The 17375-nt window shown below is 62.5% G+C and carries 16 protein-coding genes; 4 read left to right on the top strand and 12 right to left on the bottom strand.

What is annotated here, in order from left to right; all coding sequences use genetic code 11:
- Nucleotides 1-345: 345 nt before the first annotated feature.
- Complete coding sequence (locus AC1DZ8_RS18670; RefSeq protein ID WP_477309283.1) at nt 346-1719, bottom strand: PleD family two-component system response regulator; 1374 nt, start codon at nt 1717-1719, stop codon at nt 346-348.
- Nucleotides 1720-1752: 33 nt separating this feature from the next.
- Nucleotides 1753-2124, bottom strand: coding sequence for a response regulator (locus AC1DZ8_RS18675; RefSeq protein ID WP_023667574.1), 372 nt, complete (start codon nt 2122-2124; stop codon nt 1753-1755).
- A gap of 238 nt (nt 2125-2362) precedes the next feature.
- Between AC1DZ8_RS18675 and AC1DZ8_RS18680 the strand changes: the two genes are divergently transcribed.
- Together AC1DZ8_RS18680 and AC1DZ8_RS18685 are read left to right on the top strand one after the other, a co-directional pair.
- The gene (locus AC1DZ8_RS18680) at nt 2363-2662 is read left to right on the top strand and encodes a DUF3572 domain-containing protein (RefSeq protein WP_477309284.1); all 300 of its coding nucleotides are present in this window, start codon (nt 2363-2365) and stop codon (nt 2660-2662) included.
- Nucleotides 2659-3312 carry a hypothetical protein gene (locus AC1DZ8_RS18685; protein ID WP_477309285.1) on the top strand — a complete coding sequence of 218 codons (654 nt, stop codon included), beginning with the start codon at nt 2659-2661 and terminating at the stop codon, nt 3310-3312. The genes AC1DZ8_RS18680 and AC1DZ8_RS18685 overlap by 4 nt, the downstream gene beginning before the upstream one ends.
- A 19-nt stretch (nt 3313-3331) precedes the next feature.
- Here the strand turns inward: AC1DZ8_RS18685 and AC1DZ8_RS18690 are convergent, their stop codons facing one another.
- Both AC1DZ8_RS18690 and AC1DZ8_RS18695 read right to left on the bottom strand, forming a co-directional pair.
- Nucleotides 3332-4837 carry a hypothetical protein gene (locus tag AC1DZ8_RS18690; protein WP_477401399.1) on the bottom strand — a complete coding sequence of 502 codons (1506 nt, stop codon included), beginning with the start codon at nt 4835-4837 and terminating at the stop codon, nt 3332-3334.
- Nucleotides 4838-4934: 97 nt separating this feature from the next.
- Entirely contained in the window at nt 4935-5510 is a 576-nt protein-coding gene (locus AC1DZ8_RS18695; RefSeq protein WP_477309287.1) for a GNAT family N-acetyltransferase, read from the bottom strand.
- 67 nt (nt 5511-5577) lie between these two features.
- On the opposite strand from AC1DZ8_RS18695, the gene AC1DZ8_RS18700 reads away from it, so the two are divergent.
- Nucleotides 5578-6906 carry a DNA polymerase IV gene (locus AC1DZ8_RS18700; protein ID WP_477309288.1) on the top strand — a complete coding sequence of 443 codons (1329 nt, stop codon included), beginning with the start codon at nt 5578-5580 and terminating at the stop codon, nt 6904-6906.
- Nucleotides 6907-6912: 6 nt separating this feature from the next.
- Here AC1DZ8_RS18700 and AC1DZ8_RS18705 read toward each other — a convergent pair whose 3' ends face one another.
- The gene (locus AC1DZ8_RS18705) at nt 6913-7419 is read right to left on the bottom strand and encodes a hypothetical protein (RefSeq protein ID WP_477309289.1); all 507 of its coding nucleotides are present in this window, start codon (nt 7417-7419) and stop codon (nt 6913-6915) included.
- Between the two features lie 160 nt (nt 7420-7579).
- Nucleotides 7580-8083: a hypothetical protein gene (locus AC1DZ8_RS18710; RefSeq protein ID WP_477309290.1), complete on the bottom strand. Its 504-nt coding sequence runs from the start codon at nt 8081-8083 to the stop codon at nt 7580-7582.
- A gap of 203 nt (nt 8084-8286) precedes the next feature.
- On the opposite strand from AC1DZ8_RS18710, the gene AC1DZ8_RS18715 reads away from it, so the two are divergent.
- On the top strand, nt 8287-9168 hold the full coding sequence (locus tag AC1DZ8_RS18715; RefSeq protein ID WP_477309291.1) for a DMT family transporter: 882 nt from the start codon (nt 8287-8289) through the stop codon (nt 9166-9168).
- Nucleotides 9169-9180: 12 nt separating this feature from the next.
- Here AC1DZ8_RS18715 and AC1DZ8_RS18720 read toward each other — a convergent pair whose 3' ends face one another.
- The 6 genes from AC1DZ8_RS18720 to AC1DZ8_RS18745 form a co-directional block, all read right to left on the bottom strand.
- The gene (locus tag AC1DZ8_RS18720) at nt 9181-9981 is read right to left on the bottom strand and encodes a potassium channel family protein (protein ID WP_477309292.1); all 801 of its coding nucleotides are present in this window, start codon (nt 9979-9981) and stop codon (nt 9181-9183) included.
- 63 nt (nt 9982-10044) lie between these two features.
- A complete protein-coding gene (locus AC1DZ8_RS18725; RefSeq protein ID WP_477309293.1) occupies nt 10045-10443 on the bottom strand; it encodes a nuclear transport factor 2 family protein in 399 nt (132 codons plus the stop codon).
- Between the two features lie 114 nt (nt 10444-10557).
- Nucleotides 10558-10935, bottom strand: coding sequence for a glyoxalase superfamily protein (locus AC1DZ8_RS18730; protein WP_477309294.1), 378 nt, complete (start codon nt 10933-10935; stop codon nt 10558-10560).
- Between the two features lie 150 nt (nt 10936-11085).
- Nucleotides 11086-14583 carry a DNA polymerase III subunit alpha gene (gene dnaE / locus AC1DZ8_RS18735; RefSeq protein WP_477401530.1) on the bottom strand — a complete coding sequence of 1166 codons (3498 nt, stop codon included), beginning with the start codon at nt 14581-14583 and terminating at the stop codon, nt 11086-11088.
- Nucleotides 14584-14776: 193 nt separating this feature from the next.
- A complete protein-coding gene (locus AC1DZ8_RS18740) occupies nt 14777-15313 on the bottom strand; it encodes a dihydrofolate reductase family protein (RefSeq protein ID WP_477309295.1) in 537 nt (178 codons plus the stop codon).
- A 23-nt stretch (nt 15314-15336) separates the two neighbouring features.
- Nucleotides 15337-17349: an acetyl-CoA carboxylase biotin carboxylase subunit gene (locus tag AC1DZ8_RS18745; protein ID WP_477309296.1), complete on the bottom strand. Its 2013-nt coding sequence runs from the start codon at nt 17347-17349 to the stop codon at nt 15337-15339.
- Nucleotides 17350-17375 lie beyond the last annotated feature (26 nt).

Raw genomic sequence — 17375 nt, forward strand, 5'->3', positions numbered from 1 at the left:
TCTGAAAAGCCAGAATCCTCCGCAGCCTGATGTGGAGGGTTCAAGTGATTTTTGGCAAAAAGGGGGCCGGTCGGCGTATGGCAGCGGTACGAGGAGGCCACTATGTGCCAGCGCCGGCCGGCCGACCCCACGGACCCAGGAGATGCGGCGGACCTGAGCATCATGGGGTATTCGTCGGAGCGATGCGGCTGTCTACCCTCGTGCCCGCATCGCCTTTGATCTCGCAGTGCACATTTGCGCAACAATGGTTGAAAATCAATAGTTTCTTAACCAAGCCTCCCGAATCGCTTGGATTAAGGTAAATTCCTAACCCTGTTCGATTGACTGCATAATCGGTGGTCTAGCCTACGCCGCCTTGGCGACGACGCGGTTGCGGCCTCCGCTTTTGGCTTCGTAGAGCGCCACGTCGGCGCGTTTCATCAGCGCCGCGACCGTGTCCGCGCCATTCACCACCGACGAAACGCCGACGCTGACCGTGACTTCGATCGCCTTGCCTTCATGACCGATGGCAAACGGCAATTGGGCGATTTCAGCGCGAATGCGCTCCGCAACATTTTCCGCCACCGTAGCGTCGGTGTCCGGCATCACCACGACGAATTCCTCGCCGCCGAAGCGGCAGGCAAGGTCGATACCCCTGACATTTTTGCGCAGCCGCCGGGCGAATTCACGCAGCACGTCGTCGCCGCCGTCATGGCCATGCGCGTCATTGATGGTCTTGAAGCGGTCGAGATCGGTGATCATCACCGACAAGGGCCGCCGCCGCGCCACGGCACGATCGAACAGCGTCTGCAGATGGCTGTCGAGGTAGCGGCGGTTGTGCAGACCGGTCAGCCCGTCGGTCACCGCCATCTCGATGGTCTGGGTGACGCTGGCGCGGAGCTGGTCGTTGTAACGTTTGCGGCGGACCTGCGTGCGCAGCCGCGCCATCAGTTCCTGCTGATCGATCGGCCGCATCAGATAGTCGTTGATGCCGAGTTCGAGGCCGCGGATGATGCGGCCCTCCTCGCCTTCTTCGGCAAGCAGGATGATCGGCAGGAAGCGGGTGCGATCGAGCGAGCGCAATTGCGAACAGAGCCGCAGCGGATCGAAATCGGCAAAACCGGTCGAGATCAGCACGCACTCATACGGCGCCTCGGCAGCCTGGAAGAACCCGGACTGCGGATCGGTGGCAATATCGAGTTCGGCGCTGCTCCGCAGCATTTTCTGGATACGCTCGAAGGAGGATTTGCGCTCGTCGATCAACAGCACCTTCGGCGTCGCGTACTCGGACGTGAAGCTGCGGCTCAACAGCGCCTCAATGCCGATGTTGCGGGTGGTCGAGGCGCGCAGGCGCAACTCGTCGGTCAGCGACTTCAGCCTGACCAGGCTCTTGACCCGTGTCATCAGCTGCAAATCATTGACTGGCTTGGTCAGGAAATCGTCGGCGCCGGCCTGAAGGCCGCGCACCCGGTCGGCAACCTGGTCGAGTGCGGTGATCATGACCACGGGGATGTGTGACGTCGCCGGATCGCTCTTCAGCCGCCTGCAGACTTCGAACCCGTCCATGTCGGGCATCATCACGTCGAGCAGCACGACGTCGACCTTGCCGTTTTCGCAGGTCTCGATCGCGTCCGGCCCGTTGGACGCCGTCAGCACCTCGAAATATTCGGCCAGCAGCCGAACCTCCAACAGCCGGACATTGGCAGGGATGTCGTCGACGACGAGGATCCGCGCAGTCATTTCACAAGGCTCCGGCTCGGACGGGTATGCACATCAGGCATCGCCCAGATAGGATTTGATGGTTTCGATGAAACGCGGCACCGAGATCGGCTTGGAGATGTATGCCTCGCAGCCCCCTTGGCGAATGCGTTCCTCGTCGCCCTTCATGGCGAAGGCAGTGACGGCAATCACCGGAATGGAATGGAGGTCGTCGTCCTCCTTCAGCCATTTCGTCACTTCCAGGCCTGATACTTCCGGCAGCTGGATATCCATCAGGATCAGGTCCGGCCGGTGTTGGCGCGCCAGATCGAGCGCCTCGAGGCCGTTGCGCGTGCGCACCGTCTCGTAACCGCTGGCTTCGATGAGGTCCCGAAAGAGCTTCATATTCAGCTCATTGTCCTCGACGATCATCACCTTCTTAGGCATCGATTTCCCGTCCCGGCCGGCTTCTGCCCGAAGCCTGCCGTCATGCGTCCTTGTGGGAGCACACCAAACCCTCCTTCACTCTAGGGCAATATGATTGACGAAACGGAAACCCGCAGCTGTAAAAAGCCACTCGGATTCCACCTCGAAAACCACATTGGATTGGGGCGGTGGCTTGCCGCAAGCGACGCTAGCGATTACTGCGGAAAAGAGACTCATCTCCGCAAACCAGAAGGTAGTGATGGCAAACGCAGCGTCAATGCGCGAGGAGGCGGAAACCATTGCCGTGAAGGCACTGGGCTTCGTCGCCGCCGACCCCGAACTCCTGCCGCGCTTCCTGGCCATCACCGGCATCGAGGCGTCCGCCATCCGGCGCGCCGCAGCCGAACCGGGATTCCTTGCCGGCGTCCTGCAGTTCATGCTGGCCCACGAGCCGACATTGCTGCGTTTTGCCGAGGAAACCGGCACACCGCCGGCCACAGTCGGCAAGGCGTTGCGCGCGCTGCCGCTTGGCGGCGACGACCATGAGCATTCGACATGAGCGACGATCCCGAGACGGCACGCCAGATCGCCGAACTTGCATCCGACGACCGGCCTCTGCTGATCCTCGACGTCGACGATGTCGTGCTCGAATTCATCCGGCCGTTTCCGCATTTCCTGAAATCGCGCGGCTTTGGGCTCACGCTGGCCTCCTTCCGCCTCACCGGCAACATCGCCGAAACGGCGAGCGGCCGGCTGATCGAGCAGCCGGAGGTAACGGCACTGCTTGACGATTTCTTCGACGCGCAGGCCGACTGGCAGAGCGTCACCGACGGCGCCGAGCAGGCGCTTGCCAGTCTCGGCGACCGCGCCGAAATCGTCCTTTTGACCGCCATGCCGCACCGCCACCGTGCGGCACGCCGCGCCCATCTCGATGCGCTTGGGCTGCCCTATCCGCTGTTGACCACCGAAATGGCCAAGGGACCGGCGGTAGCGAAATTGCGCGGCAGCAAGGGGCGGCCGGTGGCCTTTGTCGACGACCAGCCGTCGAACCTCATCTCGGCGCGCAATTCCGTCGCCGATGCGCACCTGTTCCATCTGATGGCCGACAATTCGCTGCGCGCCTTCCTGCCGCCGGTGCCCGACGACATCGTCTCGGTCGAAGACTGGCGCGACGCGGCGCCGAAGATCGCCAGAGCGCTCGGGCTTTGAGTAGACGCTCCTGAGTACCTCAGGGCTTCGTTGCTGTCCCAGGAATGGCACCCGGATCGGCGTTGTCTTCCACGACCGGATCAGGCCCCTTCAGCATGGCGCCGTTGACCGACACCGAGCCGTCGTGCCTGGCGTTGATCACCCATTCGATACGGCCGTCCGGCAGCGTCTTGGCAAATCCCTTGATGGCCAGCGCCCCGGTGAAAGCCTGCGACGCCTGCGGGTCCGTCTTCGCCGCCTCCTGCAGGGCCGCGACGATCTTGTCGTAGCCGGCGACGTCGATGGTCACGTTGGCATCGGGCTTCTCACCATCGGGAAACGTCATGTCGCCCTCCAGCGCGATTTCCGCACCGCCACCCTTGACCGTGCTGTGGCCAATGACGACCTTGGGGCCGTTCGCCAGGAAATCTTTCTTAAGGCCCTCCCCGAATTCCTCCGACAGCGGTGGGTTCTGGTTGAGGTCGAATGCTTCGATCGCCTTCTTGGCCATTGTGTCGAGATCGATATTGGCGCCGCCGAAATTGAGATCGACGTCGGTCGGCAAAAGCGCGACACCCCATGCGGGAACAAGGTATTGCGGTATCGACAGCCCCGATGCCTTGATCCCGTAGCTGATCGTCCCGCTGCGGGCGACGCCGTCCATACCGAAAGCAACAGCCACATTGGCCGCGCCGAAACTGCCGACCGGGCTGCCGACGCCGAAATCCTTGAAACTGTAAGCCCCATCGATCCGCTCCCACACCGGCAGCGCGGCCAGGAGGCGCGATTTGAGTTCGGCCTGGTTGGCCTTCATCTTCGTCTCGTCCTCGTTGTCTACGGCGAAGGCCAACAGGTCCAGAATGGGCTTCGTCCGCAGACCCTTGCCTTTTGCGTCTACCGATAATTCCGGCGACTTTACTGTCAGCGAGATTTGCTGCCCGCCGTTTGGGTTGTCCATCGTGATCGACTCGGCAAAGTCGGTGATCTTTTGAGCCATGTTGAAATCGACACCGCCATTTGCGCCTTTGGTACCGCTCATTGTGGCGGTTCCAGCACCAGAACTCATCTCCGTGCGCTGCCTGGCGTCCTGAGACGTCATCGTCATGCCTTCCAGTGACGACGTGGCGCTGCTGAAAGTCGCCAGTTCAGTATCGTAGACACCGACGAACTTCCCGCCCTTGATAGACATCTTCATGCTTTGCAGGCCCTGGGGGCCGTTGAATTCCATCGACCCTTCCGGCGCCAGATTGCCTGAGACATCCCACGCGCCATCACTGCGTGGTTTGGCCAACAGCGCATAAGGGGTGAGATCGAGCTTCAGACCATCCTGTTTTGCTAGGAGTTCCACGAGCGGCTTAAAATCGAATGCGAGCTTGTATGCGTCGCCTTCGACCGAGACTTTTACAAATCCAATGTCGAACGGCTTCTTGCTGAAATAGTGCGCCAGATTGTCGGTGAGCCGCTTGGCGCCCTGGCTGTCGACCGTCTGGCCAAACGCCGGCGCACTGCAGGCAAGAAGCAAAACAAATGGCAAAACGCGCTTCATATCGATCCTCCACTCTATTGCGGCCGTCAAAGCCGTTTCTGCCACTGGTAGGGAAATACCATCACAGCCGCAAGACAAGACCTTGCTGCATTGCTGGCTACAACACCAGCCGCATCAGCGGCCGGCCGGCCTTGCGTTCGACAAGCCGCTCGAAGCCCGCTTTCTCGAACACGCGCGAGGAGCCGACGAACAGCCCGATCGAACGCGAATCGCGCGACACATCGATCGGACAGGCCTCGACCAGCCGTGCTCTGTTCTGGCGGGCAAAGGCGATACCACCTTCGACCAGGCGATGGCTGATGCCCCTTCCGCGCGCACTGGCGCGAATGAAGAAGCAGGAGATCGCCCAGACGCTCGCGTCGGCGGCGTCTGCCGGATCGACCGGCGCCGAGCCCCTGCCCCGATTGTTCCATTCGGGCACGTCGGCGCGCGGACCGATCTGCATCCAGCCGACCGCCTTGCCATCCTCGAAAGCCAAAAGCCCCGGCGGCGGTCCAGCCTCGATGCGCGCCTTGATATGATCCCTGTTGCGCTGCTTGTCGCTGGCGCGCCGCACCGCCGGCGCCATCCGGAAATGCGTGCACCAGCAGCCGTAACAGGCGCCCTGCTTTCCGAAGAGATCCTCGAAATCCGCCCATAATTCTGGCGCCAGCGGCGCTATGGTCGTGCTCATGAGTTCTCTCCCGGCTAACCGCTTGTGGCGGCTTCCGTCCTGACGTACCATTGCATCTGTTCTCTTTATGTTCGCAGCGATGGCGGCCCCTGTCAACAATCCCGAGCACGGTTTCTGCCGCGACTGCCTGACCTTTCAGCGCAGCGATGTCAGGCGTTGCGAGCGTTGCGGCAGCCCGCGGCTCGCCCGCCATCCCGAGCTTTACCGGCTGCATCTGGCCCATATCGATTGCGATGCCTTCTATGCGGCGATCGAAAAGCGTGACAATCCGGCGCTGAAGGACAAGCCGCTGATCATCGGCGGCGGCAAGCGCGGCGTCGTCTCCACCGCCTGCTACATCGCTCGCATCAAGGGCGTGCGCTCGGCAATGCCGATGTTCAAGGCGCTCGAAGCCTGTCCGGAGGCGGTCGTCATCCCGCCCAATATGGAAAAATATGTCCGCGTCGGCCGCGAGGTGCGCGCGCTGATGCAGGCGCTGACGCCGCTGGTCGAGCCGCTCTCCATCGACGAGGCATTTTTGGACCTTGCCGGAACCGAGCGCCTGCACGGCATGCCGCCGGCCGTGGTGCTGGCGCGCTTTGCGCTGACCGTCGAAAAAGAGATTGGCATCACCGTTTCGGCCGGTCTCTCCTACTGCAAGTTCCTGGCCAAGGTTGCGTCCGATTTCCGCAAGCCGCGCGGCTTTTCGGTGATCGGCGAAGCCGAGGCGCTGGGTTTCCTGGCCGAGCAGCCGGTGACGCTGATCTGGGGCGTCGGCAAGGCCTTTGCCGCGACGCTCGAACGCGACGGCATCCGCACCATCGCCCAGTTGCAGCGCATGGAGCGCGCCGATCTGATGCGCCGCTATGGCGTGATGGGCACCCGGCTCTACCATCTGTCGCGCGGCCAGGATGACCGCCGTGTCGACCCCGACCAGGATGCAAAAAGCGTCTCGGCCGAAACCACTTTCGACACCGACATTGCCGAAATGGCCGAGCTGGTTCCGGTGCTGCGGGGGCTGTCTGAAAAGGTCTCGGCCAGGCTGAAGAAGTCAGGCATTGCCGGGCGCACCGTGGTGCTCAAGCTGAAGACGCAGGATTTCAAGCTGCGCACCCGCAACCGCCAGCTCGGCGACCCGACAAGGCTGGCCGACCGGATTTTCCAAACCGGGCTCGACCTGCTGCGCAAGGAAGCGGACGGCACGAAATACCGGCTGCTCGGCATCGGCGTCAGCGATCTCTCGGACGACGAGAAGGCCGATCCGCCCGATCTCGTCGATGTCGGCTCGCGCAAGCGCGCCATGGCCGAGAGCGCCATCGACGCGCTGCGCGACAAGTTCGGCAAGAAGGCGGTGGAAACCGGCTACACCTTCGGCAAGGGCCGCAACGCCAACCCGCCCGAGCCGATCGAAGAGTAATACGGCTTAAATGCGCCGCAGATCGATGCGGCTCGTCACCACGCTCTTGCCCGTTTTCGGATCGACGTCGGTAACAGTCAGGCGCATTCCGTCGCCGCTGGTTTTCTCGACCGTCAGCCGCGCCTTGCGATCGCCATTGACCTCCTTCGCCCAGCTGATGCCGAGATTGATCGCATTGCCAGAGCGGCTGCCGGCGAGCTGTGCCGGCCCGGTGCGCGATCCGACATAGACGCCGGTGTATTTCGCCCCGCTGGCCTTCAGATCCGCGCTGATGGCGCGCGTCACCACGACAAGACCGCGGCAGTTGCCGTCAAGCGACAATGAGGTCGACGTCGCATCGGAATTGAAGGTGCAGGAGACGTTTACCGTCGGTGCGTCGGTGGTGACCTTGACTGTCCCCTTGCCGGCGAAATTCCCGTCCAGGGAACTCAGAAAACTGGCCTCGTCGGCATGGGCTGCGCCGCTTGCAGTCATCAGGCAACCGGCTAGCAGAAATCGCGCCAATGATTTCATCGGAACCTCTCCCCCGTTGATATCCAAAGACAGTACGTCCAGGAATTGGCAGACACCGGGAGTCAACGCCTGCCGCGGCGTCGGGTTCCTTCCAACATGACTGTTCTGCAACGCGACTGGCCCCGTCGATGCATCGCCCAGCACGGCACGAGTGGAGCTTTCAGCTTCGGTTGAGATCGATCCTGCTTGTCACCACCGTTTTGCCGGTCTTGGGATCGACGTCGGTCACGGTCAGGCGCATGGCGTCGGCGCCGACCTTTTCGACGGTCATCTGGGCATCGCGATCGCCGTTGACGATCTTTGCCCAGCGGATGTCGAGGTTGATTGCATCGCCGGTGCGGCTGCCGCTGAGCGCCGCCGGTCCGCTTTTCGATCCGACATAGGTGCCGCTGTAGGTCGCTCCGCTGATCGTCAGGTCGGCGCGGATTTCGCGTGTCATGATCATCATGGCGCGGCAGGTGCCGTCCAGCGAGAGCGAGGTGTCCGTCGCATCCGACGTGAAGGTGCAGGAAATGTACATGACAGGCGAATTCGTCCTGATCCTGACAGCTCCTTTGCCGGCAAATTTTCCTTGCAGCGAGCGCAGAAAGCTCGCTTCGTCGGCATGTGCCGCTGTCGCCGACAAAAGACAGGCGGCGATCAGCAAGCCGACGACTGATTTCATCCAGAATCCCCCTCTCGCGATCACCAGGCGGCAACTCCCCCAAGGGATGGCCGAAAGTGTGGACTCGAAACGAGCGCCCGCCGGCAGGTTCCGCCTTAGACGTGACCGTTTTTTTACAGCCGTTTTCTACACCGCCCCGCTGGCCCAGTCGAATGCCTCGGCTAACGGTTGCGGCGCGGCCGCCGTCTTGCGAAATAGCGCGGATGGCCCCTGCTCCCTCGATCCCCAAGGCCGCCTTCTGGATGGCGCTGTCGATCACGTCGTTCCTGGCGATGTCGGTCGCCGGCCGCGCCACGACCGCAGAGCTCAACGTCTTCCAGGTGCTCGAACTGCGCTCGGTGATCGGCTTTTTCATCCTGTTGCCGCTGGTGATGATGAGCGGCGGCTTTGCGGCGATGCGGACCGAGCGGCCGCTGGCCCATACCGCCCGCAACGTCATCCACTATACCGGCCAGGCGGCCTGGCTCTATGCGCTGACACTGATCCCGCTTGCGGTGCTGATCTCGATCGAATTCACCACGCCGATCTGGACCGCCATCCTGGCCGTCAGCTTCCTTGGCGAGAAACTGTCGCGGCCAAGGCTGGCGGCGATCGTGCTCGGCTTGATCGGCGTGGTGGTCATCGTGCGCCCCGGCGTCGGCGCCATGGATCCGGGCCATCTCGTGGTTCTCGGCGCCGCTGTCTGCTTCGGCATTTCGCTGGTGCTGGTCAAATCGCTGACGCGCACGGACAGTGTCGTGCGCATCATCTTCTGGATGCTGGTCATCCAGTCGGCAGTCGGGCTCGTGCCGGCGCTCTATGAATGGAGCAATCCCTCACTGGCGCTCTGGCCGTGGATTTTCGTCATCGCCTTCACCGGCATGTCATCGCATTTCTGCCTGGCCCGAGCGCTGGTCTATGCCGACGCCACCATCATCTCGCCAATGGATTTCCTGCGCGTGCCGCTGTCGGCGCTCGTCGGCTGGCTGCTCTACAGCGAGCAGATCGACATTTTCACCGCCGGCGGCGCCCTGCTGATCCTCATGGGCAACCTGCTCAACCTGCAGCGCAAGGCGCCAAAACCTGCCGAAGTCGCCGCGTCATAGCGCTGCCGTTACTCAGCTTCCCTCATCAGGTATGTTGAGCAAGTGACCGCAGGCCTTGCAATGAACAGCGTCCGGCTCGTGCCGCTGCAGGCCGCATTGCGGACAGGGAAAGAACACCTTGGCCGGCCGAAAAATCGCCGTCGCCAGCCGGACGAACAGCGATATGCCGATGATCATGGTGACGATTGCCGTCAGCTTGCCGGCGATCCCCGGCAGCACGATGTCGCCGAACCCGGTCGTCGTCACCGTGGCGACGGTGAAATACAGCGCATCGACATAGTTCTCGAGGCCGGCGCCGGTGCGGAAGAAGAAGGTGTAGACGAAGCCGGTGATGACGAACAGGAAGGTCAACAGGTTGATGACCGCATGGCTTGCCTCGCGCCAGGGTTTTAGCCCGCGCATCTCGAAATGCCGCCACAGCGAGCCGCTGCGCGACAGCGACCACAGTCGCAGGATGCGCAGGAACGCCAGGTTTGCCAGCGCCGTCGGCATCAGCAGCGTCAACAGGATGAAGGCATCAATCCAGAATGTCGGCTGTTTCATCAGCCGCAGCATGTCGGTGCAGGCGAGCAGCCGGGCAATCAGATCGGCTGCGACCAGCACCGCCACGGAGTAATCGAGCCACAGGAAGGACGGCTTGTCCTGAAGAACGGGCGTGGCGATGAAGAAGGCGATGATGGCGAGGTCGATGGTGACGGCCGCGAGTTGGAAACGGAAAGCCGCAGGCGTATGCCCGTGATAGAGCTTGCGCAGCCTGTCGCGCAGCCGCGCCACGGCTGAGCTTTGCTGCAATCCGTCCTTGTCCGCTTTCATCTCCAGTGCGTAGCGTCCGCGGCCGAGGACGTCCAGTAGGCGTTGGCTGGCCGGTGAACGTCGTCAGCCTTCCACGACTTTGCCGTCAGGCCCGACAAGGCGCCATGCCGAGGCGGTATCATAGACGAACCGCTCCTCGGCGATCCGATCGCCGCGCCAGCGCTGCACGGCCACCTCTTCCAGCCGCCGCACGGTGCCAGCCTTGTCGACACGGTCGAACGTCCAGCGGATGGCGACATGGTCGCCATCGACCAGGAAGGTCTGAACCGGATGCGTGTGCATCTTCTCAATTCGGTCGAGTGCGGCTTGCTCATGCGCCATCAGCGTTTCCTTGCCCCGCCGCGGGACACCGAGATTCTCCTGCATGGTCGCATCGTCATGGTAGAAATCGGCGATCGCCTTGACATGGCTGCCTTCGACCACCTCCTTGAGGAAGGCTTCAACGCGTTCGCGGCTGGGCATGAGTGTGCATTCCCTTTGAAGTTCGTGCTCAACGCATTTGGTTCAAAGGAGCTTCACTTCAACCATGCCAGCCACGCTGGCCCTACAGGCCGCGATGTCAGGCCCAGAACAGCGTTACGTCGCGATGCGCTGGCCGACGTCGATGCGGTTGCCATCGGGGTCCTCGAAGACGAAGGCGCGCAGGCCATAGTCATGATCGCGAAGACCTTTGACGATGCGCAGACCGTGCGTCTTGCATGCATCGTGCATGGCGTCGACGTTATCGACCATCATGTGCGCAACGTTGAAATGCACCGCCCGGTGATCCTTTTGCAGGGTCAGATGCAACTCGGCATCGTCGCGCTCCAGGATCATGAAGCCAACCGGATTGCCATTCTCGAATGTCTTGGCAAAGCCGAGCACGCCACAATAAAAGGCGGTGGCCCTTTGCATGTCAGTGACAGGCAGCATGGCGGCGACACGGCCGAAACGGATGGCTTTGGCGTCATTCATCGTAAACCTCGAAGATTGAAACCCGCTCCGCTCGATGGACGGTGCCACCTCAGCGGTTTGGCTTCTGGCTATCGGTTCGATGAGACGGTGCCCACGGGTCGAAGCTATAGACGATCCCCTTGGCGGTAAACTGGCTTTTGCCGAAAATGGCTAGACCAACTCCACTTCCACCACACCCGGCACCGCGCGCATCGCAGAGGCGACCTGCGGCGAGATGCGGTAGCGGTTGGGCAATTCGATCTCGACCTCGCCCTGCCCGGCCTCCTTGATCAGCACGAAGCTGACCTGGCCTTCGCCCTTCACGGCCAACTGGCCGGCCAGCATGCCGATGGGGGCCGCATCGCGCACGAAAATGCGCAGCGCCTTCTGGATGCGGCTCGCCTCATCCTCCAGCGACTGCACCGTCTGGATGCGCAGATTGACGCCCTCCGGCCTGTCTTCGGCCGAAACGGTGATCACTACCGAGCGGCCAGGCTCGAGCAGGTCGCGATATTGCGCCAGCCCCTCGGAAAACAGCACGGCTTCATACTGGCCCGACGTGTCGGAAAAGGCGATGACGCCCATCTTGTTGCCGGTGCGGGTCTTGCGCTCCTGCTTGGTGGTGACGGTGCCGGCGAGCCGCCCGGCGGCAGCCCCGCGTTTGACGGCAGCCGAGAACTCGCCCCAGTTCTGCACCCGCATCTTCTGCAGGGCGGCCTTGTACTCGTCGAGCGGATGCGCCGAGAGATAGAAGCCGACCACCTGGAATTCGCGGTGCAGCCGGTCGGCGGCAAGCCACGGATCGGTCTGAGGCAGGTTGAGCGCCTGCTGCTGCGCACCCAGCGACGCGCCGAAAATGTCGGCCTGGCCGGAGACGGCGTTCTGCTGCGCCAGCGAGGCCAGCCCCATCATCCGCTCGACACCGGCCATCATCTGGGCGCGGTCGTGACCGAAGCAGTCGAGCGCACCGGCCATGATCAGGCTTTCGAAGACGCGCTTGCCAACGATCTTCGGGTCGACCCGTTCGCAGAAATCGGCGAGGTTCTTGAACGGCTTTTCGCCGCGCATCGCGACAATGTGTTCGACCGCCGCGTCGCCAACGCCCTTCAGCGCGGCAAGAGAATAATAGATGCGGTTCTCGCCGACTTCGAAATTGCGGAAGCTGGTCATCACCGACGGCGCCACCACCTCAATGCCGAGGCGCAGCGCATCCTGACGGAAATCGGCGAGCTTGTCGGTGTTGCCCATGTCGAGCGTCATCGACGCCGCCAGGAATTCGACCGGGTAATGCGCCTTGAGATAGGCCGTCTGGTAGGAAACCACGGCATAAGCTGCGGCGTGCGATTTGTTGAAGCCGTAGTCGGCGAACTTGGCCAAAAGATCGAAGATGAAGTCGGCCTGCGGCTTGCCGACACCGCGCTCGACGGCGCCCGAGACGAAGCGCTCGCGCTGCTTGTCCATCTCGGCGCGGATCTTCTTGCCCATGGCGCGGCGCAGAAGGTCGGCTTCGCCAAGCGAATAGCCCGACAACTCCTGCGCGATCTGCATGACCTGTTCCTGGTAGACGATGACGCCTTGCGTCTCCTTCACCAGATGATCGATCTTGGGATGGATCGAGGCCATCTCCTCCTCGCCATGCTTTCTGGCGTTGTAGGTCGGGATGTTCTCCATCGGACCGGGGCGGTAGAGCGCCACCAGCGCGATGATGTCCTCGATGCAGTCGGGCCGCATGCCGATCAGCGCCTTGCGCATGCCGGCACTTTCCACCTGGAACACGCCGACCACTTCGCCGCGCGACAGCATGGCGTAGGTGTCGGGGTCGTCGAGCGGGATCGTCGCCAGGTCGATCTCGATGCCGCGGCGGCGGATCAGCTTGACCGCCGTCTCCAGCACGGTCAGCGTCTTCAGGCCGAGGAAGTCGAACTTCACCAGCCCGGCCTGCTCGACATATTTCATGTTGAACTGGGTGACCGGCATGTCGGAGCGCGGATCGCGGTACATCGGAACCAGTTCCGACAAAGGCCGGTCGCCGATGACGATGCCGGCGGCGTGCGTCGAAGCGTGCCGGTAGAGCCCTTCCAGCTTCTGCGCCATATCGAGCAGCGTCTGCACGATCGGCTCTTTCTCCGCCTCCTCGGCAAAGCGCGGCTCGTTGGCAATGGCGTCCGCAAGCTTCACCGGATTGGCCGGGTTTTGCGGCACCATCTTGGACAGCTTGTCGACCTGGCCGTACGGCATCTGAAGCACGCGGCCGACGTCGCGCAGCACGGCGCGCGCCTGCAGCGTACCGAAGGTGATGATCTGTCCCACCTGGTCGCGGCCGTATTTCTGCTGGACGTAGCGGATCACCTCTTCGCGCCGGTCCTGGCAGAAGTCGATGTCGAAGTCGGGCATCGACACGCGGTCGGGATTGAGGAAGCGCTCGAACAGCAGCGAGAAGCGTAGCGGGTCGATGTCGGTGATGGTGGTGGAATAGGCAACCAGCGATCCGGCGCCTGAACCGCGGCCCGGCCCGACCGGAATGCCTTGCGCCTTCGCCCATTTGATGAAGTCGGCGACGATCAGGAAGTAGCCGGGGAATTTCATCTTCTCGATGATGGAAAGCTCGAAATCGAGCCGCTCGCGATACTGCTCGACCGTATAACCGGCGGTAGGTCCATGCGCCGCCAGCCGCGCCTCCAGCCCCTCTTGGGCCTGGCGGCGCAGTTCGTCTGCCTCGGCCTTCAGCGCCAACTCATTGTCGGCGACGTCGCCGCCGGTAAAGCGCGGCAGGATCGGGTTGCGGTTCTTGGGATAATAGGAGCAGCGCAGCGCGATCTCGACGGTGTTGTCGATCGCTTCCGGCAGGTCGGCGAACAGCCTTGCCATATCGGCCTGGCTGCGCAGGAAATTGTCCGATGTCAGCCGGCGGCGGTTGTCGGCGGCGACGACCGAACCCTCGGCAATCGCGATCAGCGCGTCATGCGCGTCATAGTCGTCGCGGGCGGAAAAGAACGCCTCATTGGTGGCGACCAGCGGCAAATCATGGACATAGGCAAGATCGACTGTCGATTTCTCGATGGCGCGGTCATAGCCGGAGACACGGTCCAGTTCGACATAGAGCCGGTCGCCAAACAGCGCCTTGAGCGCCAGCAACCGCGCTTCGGCGAGGTCGCGGCGATCTTCCTTCAGCGCCCGGCCGATCGGGCCGCGCGGGCCGCCGCTGAGGCAGATCAGGCCATCGCTATGGCCCTCCAACATCGTGGTCGTCAGATGAACCGCCTCGCCCGGCGGCGTCTCCAGATAGACCTGGCTGACCAGTCTGACCAGATTGGCGTAGCCGGCCTCGGTGGCGGCGATCAGCACCACGGCATGAATATCCGGCCCACTGCGGCGACGGTCGCGCTGCGCGTCACTGGTCTCGCCGGAAAAAGCGAGATCGATCTGGCAGCCGATGATCGGCTGAACACCCTCCTTCACCGCTTTCTGGGCAAATTCCAGCGCGCCGAACAGATTGTTGGTGTCGGTAATGGCAATGGCCGGGCATTCGTCCTTGACGGCATGACCGACAACGGCGGCGACCTGCAAGGCGCCTTCGAGCAGCGAGTACGCGGAATGCACGCGCAGATGGATGAACGGCCGCGCCGGCCTTTCGGGCCGGCTTGCCCTTTCAATGGCTTCCTTTTTCAACGGATCGCGTGTCGTTGTTGCGTCTGCCACCCGGTCAGGCCCTGCTGGTGTTTGAGAATCTCGGTTTGAGGCTAATCTAGTCGCCCGCCGCACCGACTGCCAGCGAAACGACCCTCCGTCCCCCAAAACTACGATGCTCCACGGCGGCTACCCGTACGCGCCTCGCCAGTGTCTTGCCGGGAAATCCACGCGATCAAGCAGGAACGTATGTCAGCCTGATTACGTCCTCATCAACGCGGTCGGTGGACACTAGGCGCAGCGGTGGCCTCGGGCCGGCGAAGAATGGCTTGCCGTGGCCAAGCACGACAGGGTGGAGGTAGAGCCTGTATTCATCTATCAGACCTAGATCGGTGAGGCTTTGCGCGAGATCCGGCCCGGAAACGGCAATCTCTCCAGGCAGTTGAGCCTTCAACCCGCGTACCACTTTCTCCAGGTCACCCTCGACCAAGGTCGCGTTGGGACCGACCGATCTCAGCGAACGCGACACGACCCATTTTGGTTGGCGCCGCCACGCCGCGGCGAAATCGCGTTGCGCCGTGCCCCATTCGGGACGGTCTTCATCCCAGTACCGCATCGTCTCATACATGCGCCGCCCATACACACTGCCGGAGAGATCGCGTACGTGCCGGATCCAGTGATCGAACAGCGCGGGGCTCGTCTTCATCTCATCATGATCATGATCGACATAGCCATCCAGGGACTGGTTCATTCCAAAGACGAGCTTCGCCATGTCCAAATCTCCACGTCGAATTCTCAGGCGAACTCCATGATCACTGCGTCGACCGCAAGGCTGTCGCCCGGCTTGGCGTTGAGTTTCGACACGACTAGATCACGATCGGCGCGCAGCACGTTTTCCATCTTCATTGCCTCGACCACGGCCAGCGTTTCGCCCGCCTTGACCTCCTGCCCTTCGGCAACCGCAATCGACACGACCAGGCCAGGCATCGGGCAAAGCAGCATCTTGGACGTGTCCGGCGCCACCTTCTCCGGCATCAGCCGTTCCAGCTCCGCCGTGCGGGGCAGCATGGCGCGTGCGTTCACCGACATGCCTTTCCAGGCGATGCGCAGGCCATTCGGCAGTGGCCGGATCTGCGCTGTGACTTTCCGGCCACCGACCGTGCCGCGCCAGATCAGATCGCCCGGCCGCCAGTCGGACGTCACCGTCATCGCCTTGCCGCCATCGACCGACAGGTCGATTTCCATCGGAATGGAGATCATGCCTTCCAGGATCGAAGCCTGGAGGTAATCCTCACCGATCTTCACCACCCAGTCGCGCTTGAGCGCGCCCGAATGCGGCGCCAGCCGCCCGCTTAAGCGATCGAGCCGGTCGCGACGCAGAAGCTCGACCGCGGTGGCAATTGCCGCCAGCACCGCTTTTTCGTCTGCGTCGGGCACGATCGGCGCAAAGCCGTCGGGATATTCCTCCGCGATGAAGCCGGTCGATATCCGCCCCTCGCGCCACCGCGGATGCTGCATCAGTGCCGCCAGGAACGGGATGTTGTGTTCGATGCCGTCGACGACGAAACTGTCGAGCGCCTCCGACATGGCATCGATCGCCTCGATACGCGTCGGCGCCCAGGTGCAAAGCTTTGCCACCATCGGGTCATAAAACATCGAAATCTCGGAGCCTTCAGTGGCACCGGTGTCATTGCGGATGACTATGGCGCCAAAAGTACCCTCCTCAGGAGGCCGGTAGCGCGTCAGCCGGCCGATCGACGGCAGGAAGTTGCGATAGGGATCCTCGGCATAGAGCCGGCTTTCCACCGCCCAACCGTTCAGCTTGACGTCGCTTTGCTTGATACCGAGCTTTTCGCCCGCGGCAACGCGGATCATCTGCTCGACCAGATCGATGCCGGTGATGAGCTCCGTCACCGGATGCTCGACCTGCAATCGTGTATTCATTTCAAGGAAATAGAAGTTCTTTTCAGCATCGACGATGAACTCGACGGTGCCGGCGCTCTGATAGTCGACGGCCTTGGCCAGTGCCACGGCCTGCTCGCCCATCGCCTTCCTGGTTTTGGCATCGAGGAACGGCGACGGCGCTTCTTCCGCGACCTTCTGGTTGCGGCGTTGGATCGAGCATTCGCGCTCGCCGAGATAGAGCGCTGTGCCATGCGCGTCGGCCAGCACCTGGATCTCGATATGGCGCGGATCGACGACGAATTTCTCGATGAAAACGCGGTCGTCGCCGAACGAGCTTTTCGCCTCCGAGCGCGCCCGATCAAAACCGTCGCGCACTTCCGACTGGCTCCAGGCGATGCGCATGCCCTTGCCCCCGCCGCCGGCCGAGGCCTTGATCATCACGGGGTAGCCGATCTCGCCGGCGATCTTTTCGGCATGGTCGGCATTTTCGATGACGCCGAGCCAGCCGGGCACTGTGGAAACCTTCGCGGCATTGGCGAACTTCTTCGACTCGATCTTGTCGCCCATCGCCTTGATCGCCTTGGGTTTTGGGCCGATGAAGACGATGCCTTCCTTCTCCAGCGCCTCGCAGAAGGCGGCCCGCTCCGACAGAAAGCCGTAGCCGGGATGCACGGCTTGCGCCCCCGTCTCCTTGCAGGCAGCGATGATCTTTTCCGGCAGGAGATAGCTTTGCGCGGCGGGCGACGGCCCGATATGCACGGCTTCGTCGGCCATTTCGACATGCACGGCGTCGCGATCGGCGTCGGAATAGACCGCGACGGTGGCAATCCCCATCTTGCGCGCCGTCTTGATCACGCGGCAAGCTATCTCGCCGCGATTGGCGATCAGGATTTTCGTGAACATCGAAGGCGTTTCCTCGGGTCTTTCGT

It is taken from the genome of Mesorhizobium sp. P2_F7 (assembly GCF_056403695.1).

What these genes read in the sequence shown, in the direction of transcription:
- AC1DZ8_RS18670 (WP_477309283.1), bottom strand. Translation starts at nt 1,719, where the DNA reads ATGACTGCGCGGATCCTCGTCGTCGACGACATCCCTGCCAATGTCCGG.
- AC1DZ8_RS18675 (WP_023667574.1), bottom strand. Translation starts at nt 2,124, where the DNA reads ATGCCTAAGAAGGTGATGATCGTCGAGGACAATGAGCTGAATATGAAG.
- AC1DZ8_RS18680 (WP_477309284.1), top strand. Translation starts at nt 2,363, where the DNA reads ATGGCAAACGCAGCGTCAATGCGCGAGGAGGCGGAAACCATTGCCGTG.
- AC1DZ8_RS18685 (WP_477309285.1), top strand. Translation starts at nt 2,659, where the DNA reads ATGAGCGACGATCCCGAGACGGCACGCCAGATCGCCGAACTTGCATCC.
- AC1DZ8_RS18690 (WP_477401399.1), bottom strand. Translation starts at nt 4,837, where the DNA reads ATGAAGCGCGTTTTGCCATTTGTTTTGCTTCTTGCCTGCAGTGCGCCG.
- AC1DZ8_RS18695 (WP_477309287.1), bottom strand. Translation starts at nt 5,510, where the DNA reads ATGAGCACGACCATAGCGCCGCTGGCGCCAGAATTATGGGCGGATTTC.
- AC1DZ8_RS18700 (WP_477309288.1), top strand. Translation starts at nt 5,578, where the DNA reads ATGTTCGCAGCGATGGCGGCCCCTGTCAACAATCCCGAGCACGGTTTC.
- AC1DZ8_RS18705 (WP_477309289.1), bottom strand. Translation starts at nt 7,419, where the DNA reads ATGAAATCATTGGCGCGATTTCTGCTAGCCGGTTGCCTGATGACTGCA.
- AC1DZ8_RS18710 (WP_477309290.1), bottom strand. Translation starts at nt 8,083, where the DNA reads ATGAAATCAGTCGTCGGCTTGCTGATCGCCGCCTGTCTTTTGTCGGCG.
- AC1DZ8_RS18715 (WP_477309291.1), top strand. Translation starts at nt 8,287, where the DNA reads ATGGCCCCTGCTCCCTCGATCCCCAAGGCCGCCTTCTGGATGGCGCTG.
- AC1DZ8_RS18720 (WP_477309292.1), bottom strand. Translation starts at nt 9,981, where the DNA reads ATGAAAGCGGACAAGGACGGATTGCAGCAAAGCTCAGCCGTGGCGCGG.
- AC1DZ8_RS18725 (WP_477309293.1), bottom strand. Translation starts at nt 10,443, where the DNA reads ATGCCCAGCCGCGAACGCGTTGAAGCCTTCCTCAAGGAGGTGGTCGAA.
- AC1DZ8_RS18730 (WP_477309294.1), bottom strand. Translation starts at nt 10,935, where the DNA reads ATGAATGACGCCAAAGCCATCCGTTTCGGCCGTGTCGCCGCCATGCTG.
- AC1DZ8_RS18740 (WP_477309295.1), bottom strand. Translation starts at nt 15,313, where the DNA reads ATGGCGAAGCTCGTCTTTGGAATGAACCAGTCCCTGGATGGCTATGTC.
- AC1DZ8_RS18745 (WP_477309296.1), bottom strand. Translation starts at nt 17,349, where the DNA reads ATGTTCACGAAAATCCTGATCGCCAATCGCGGCGAGATAGCTTGCCGC.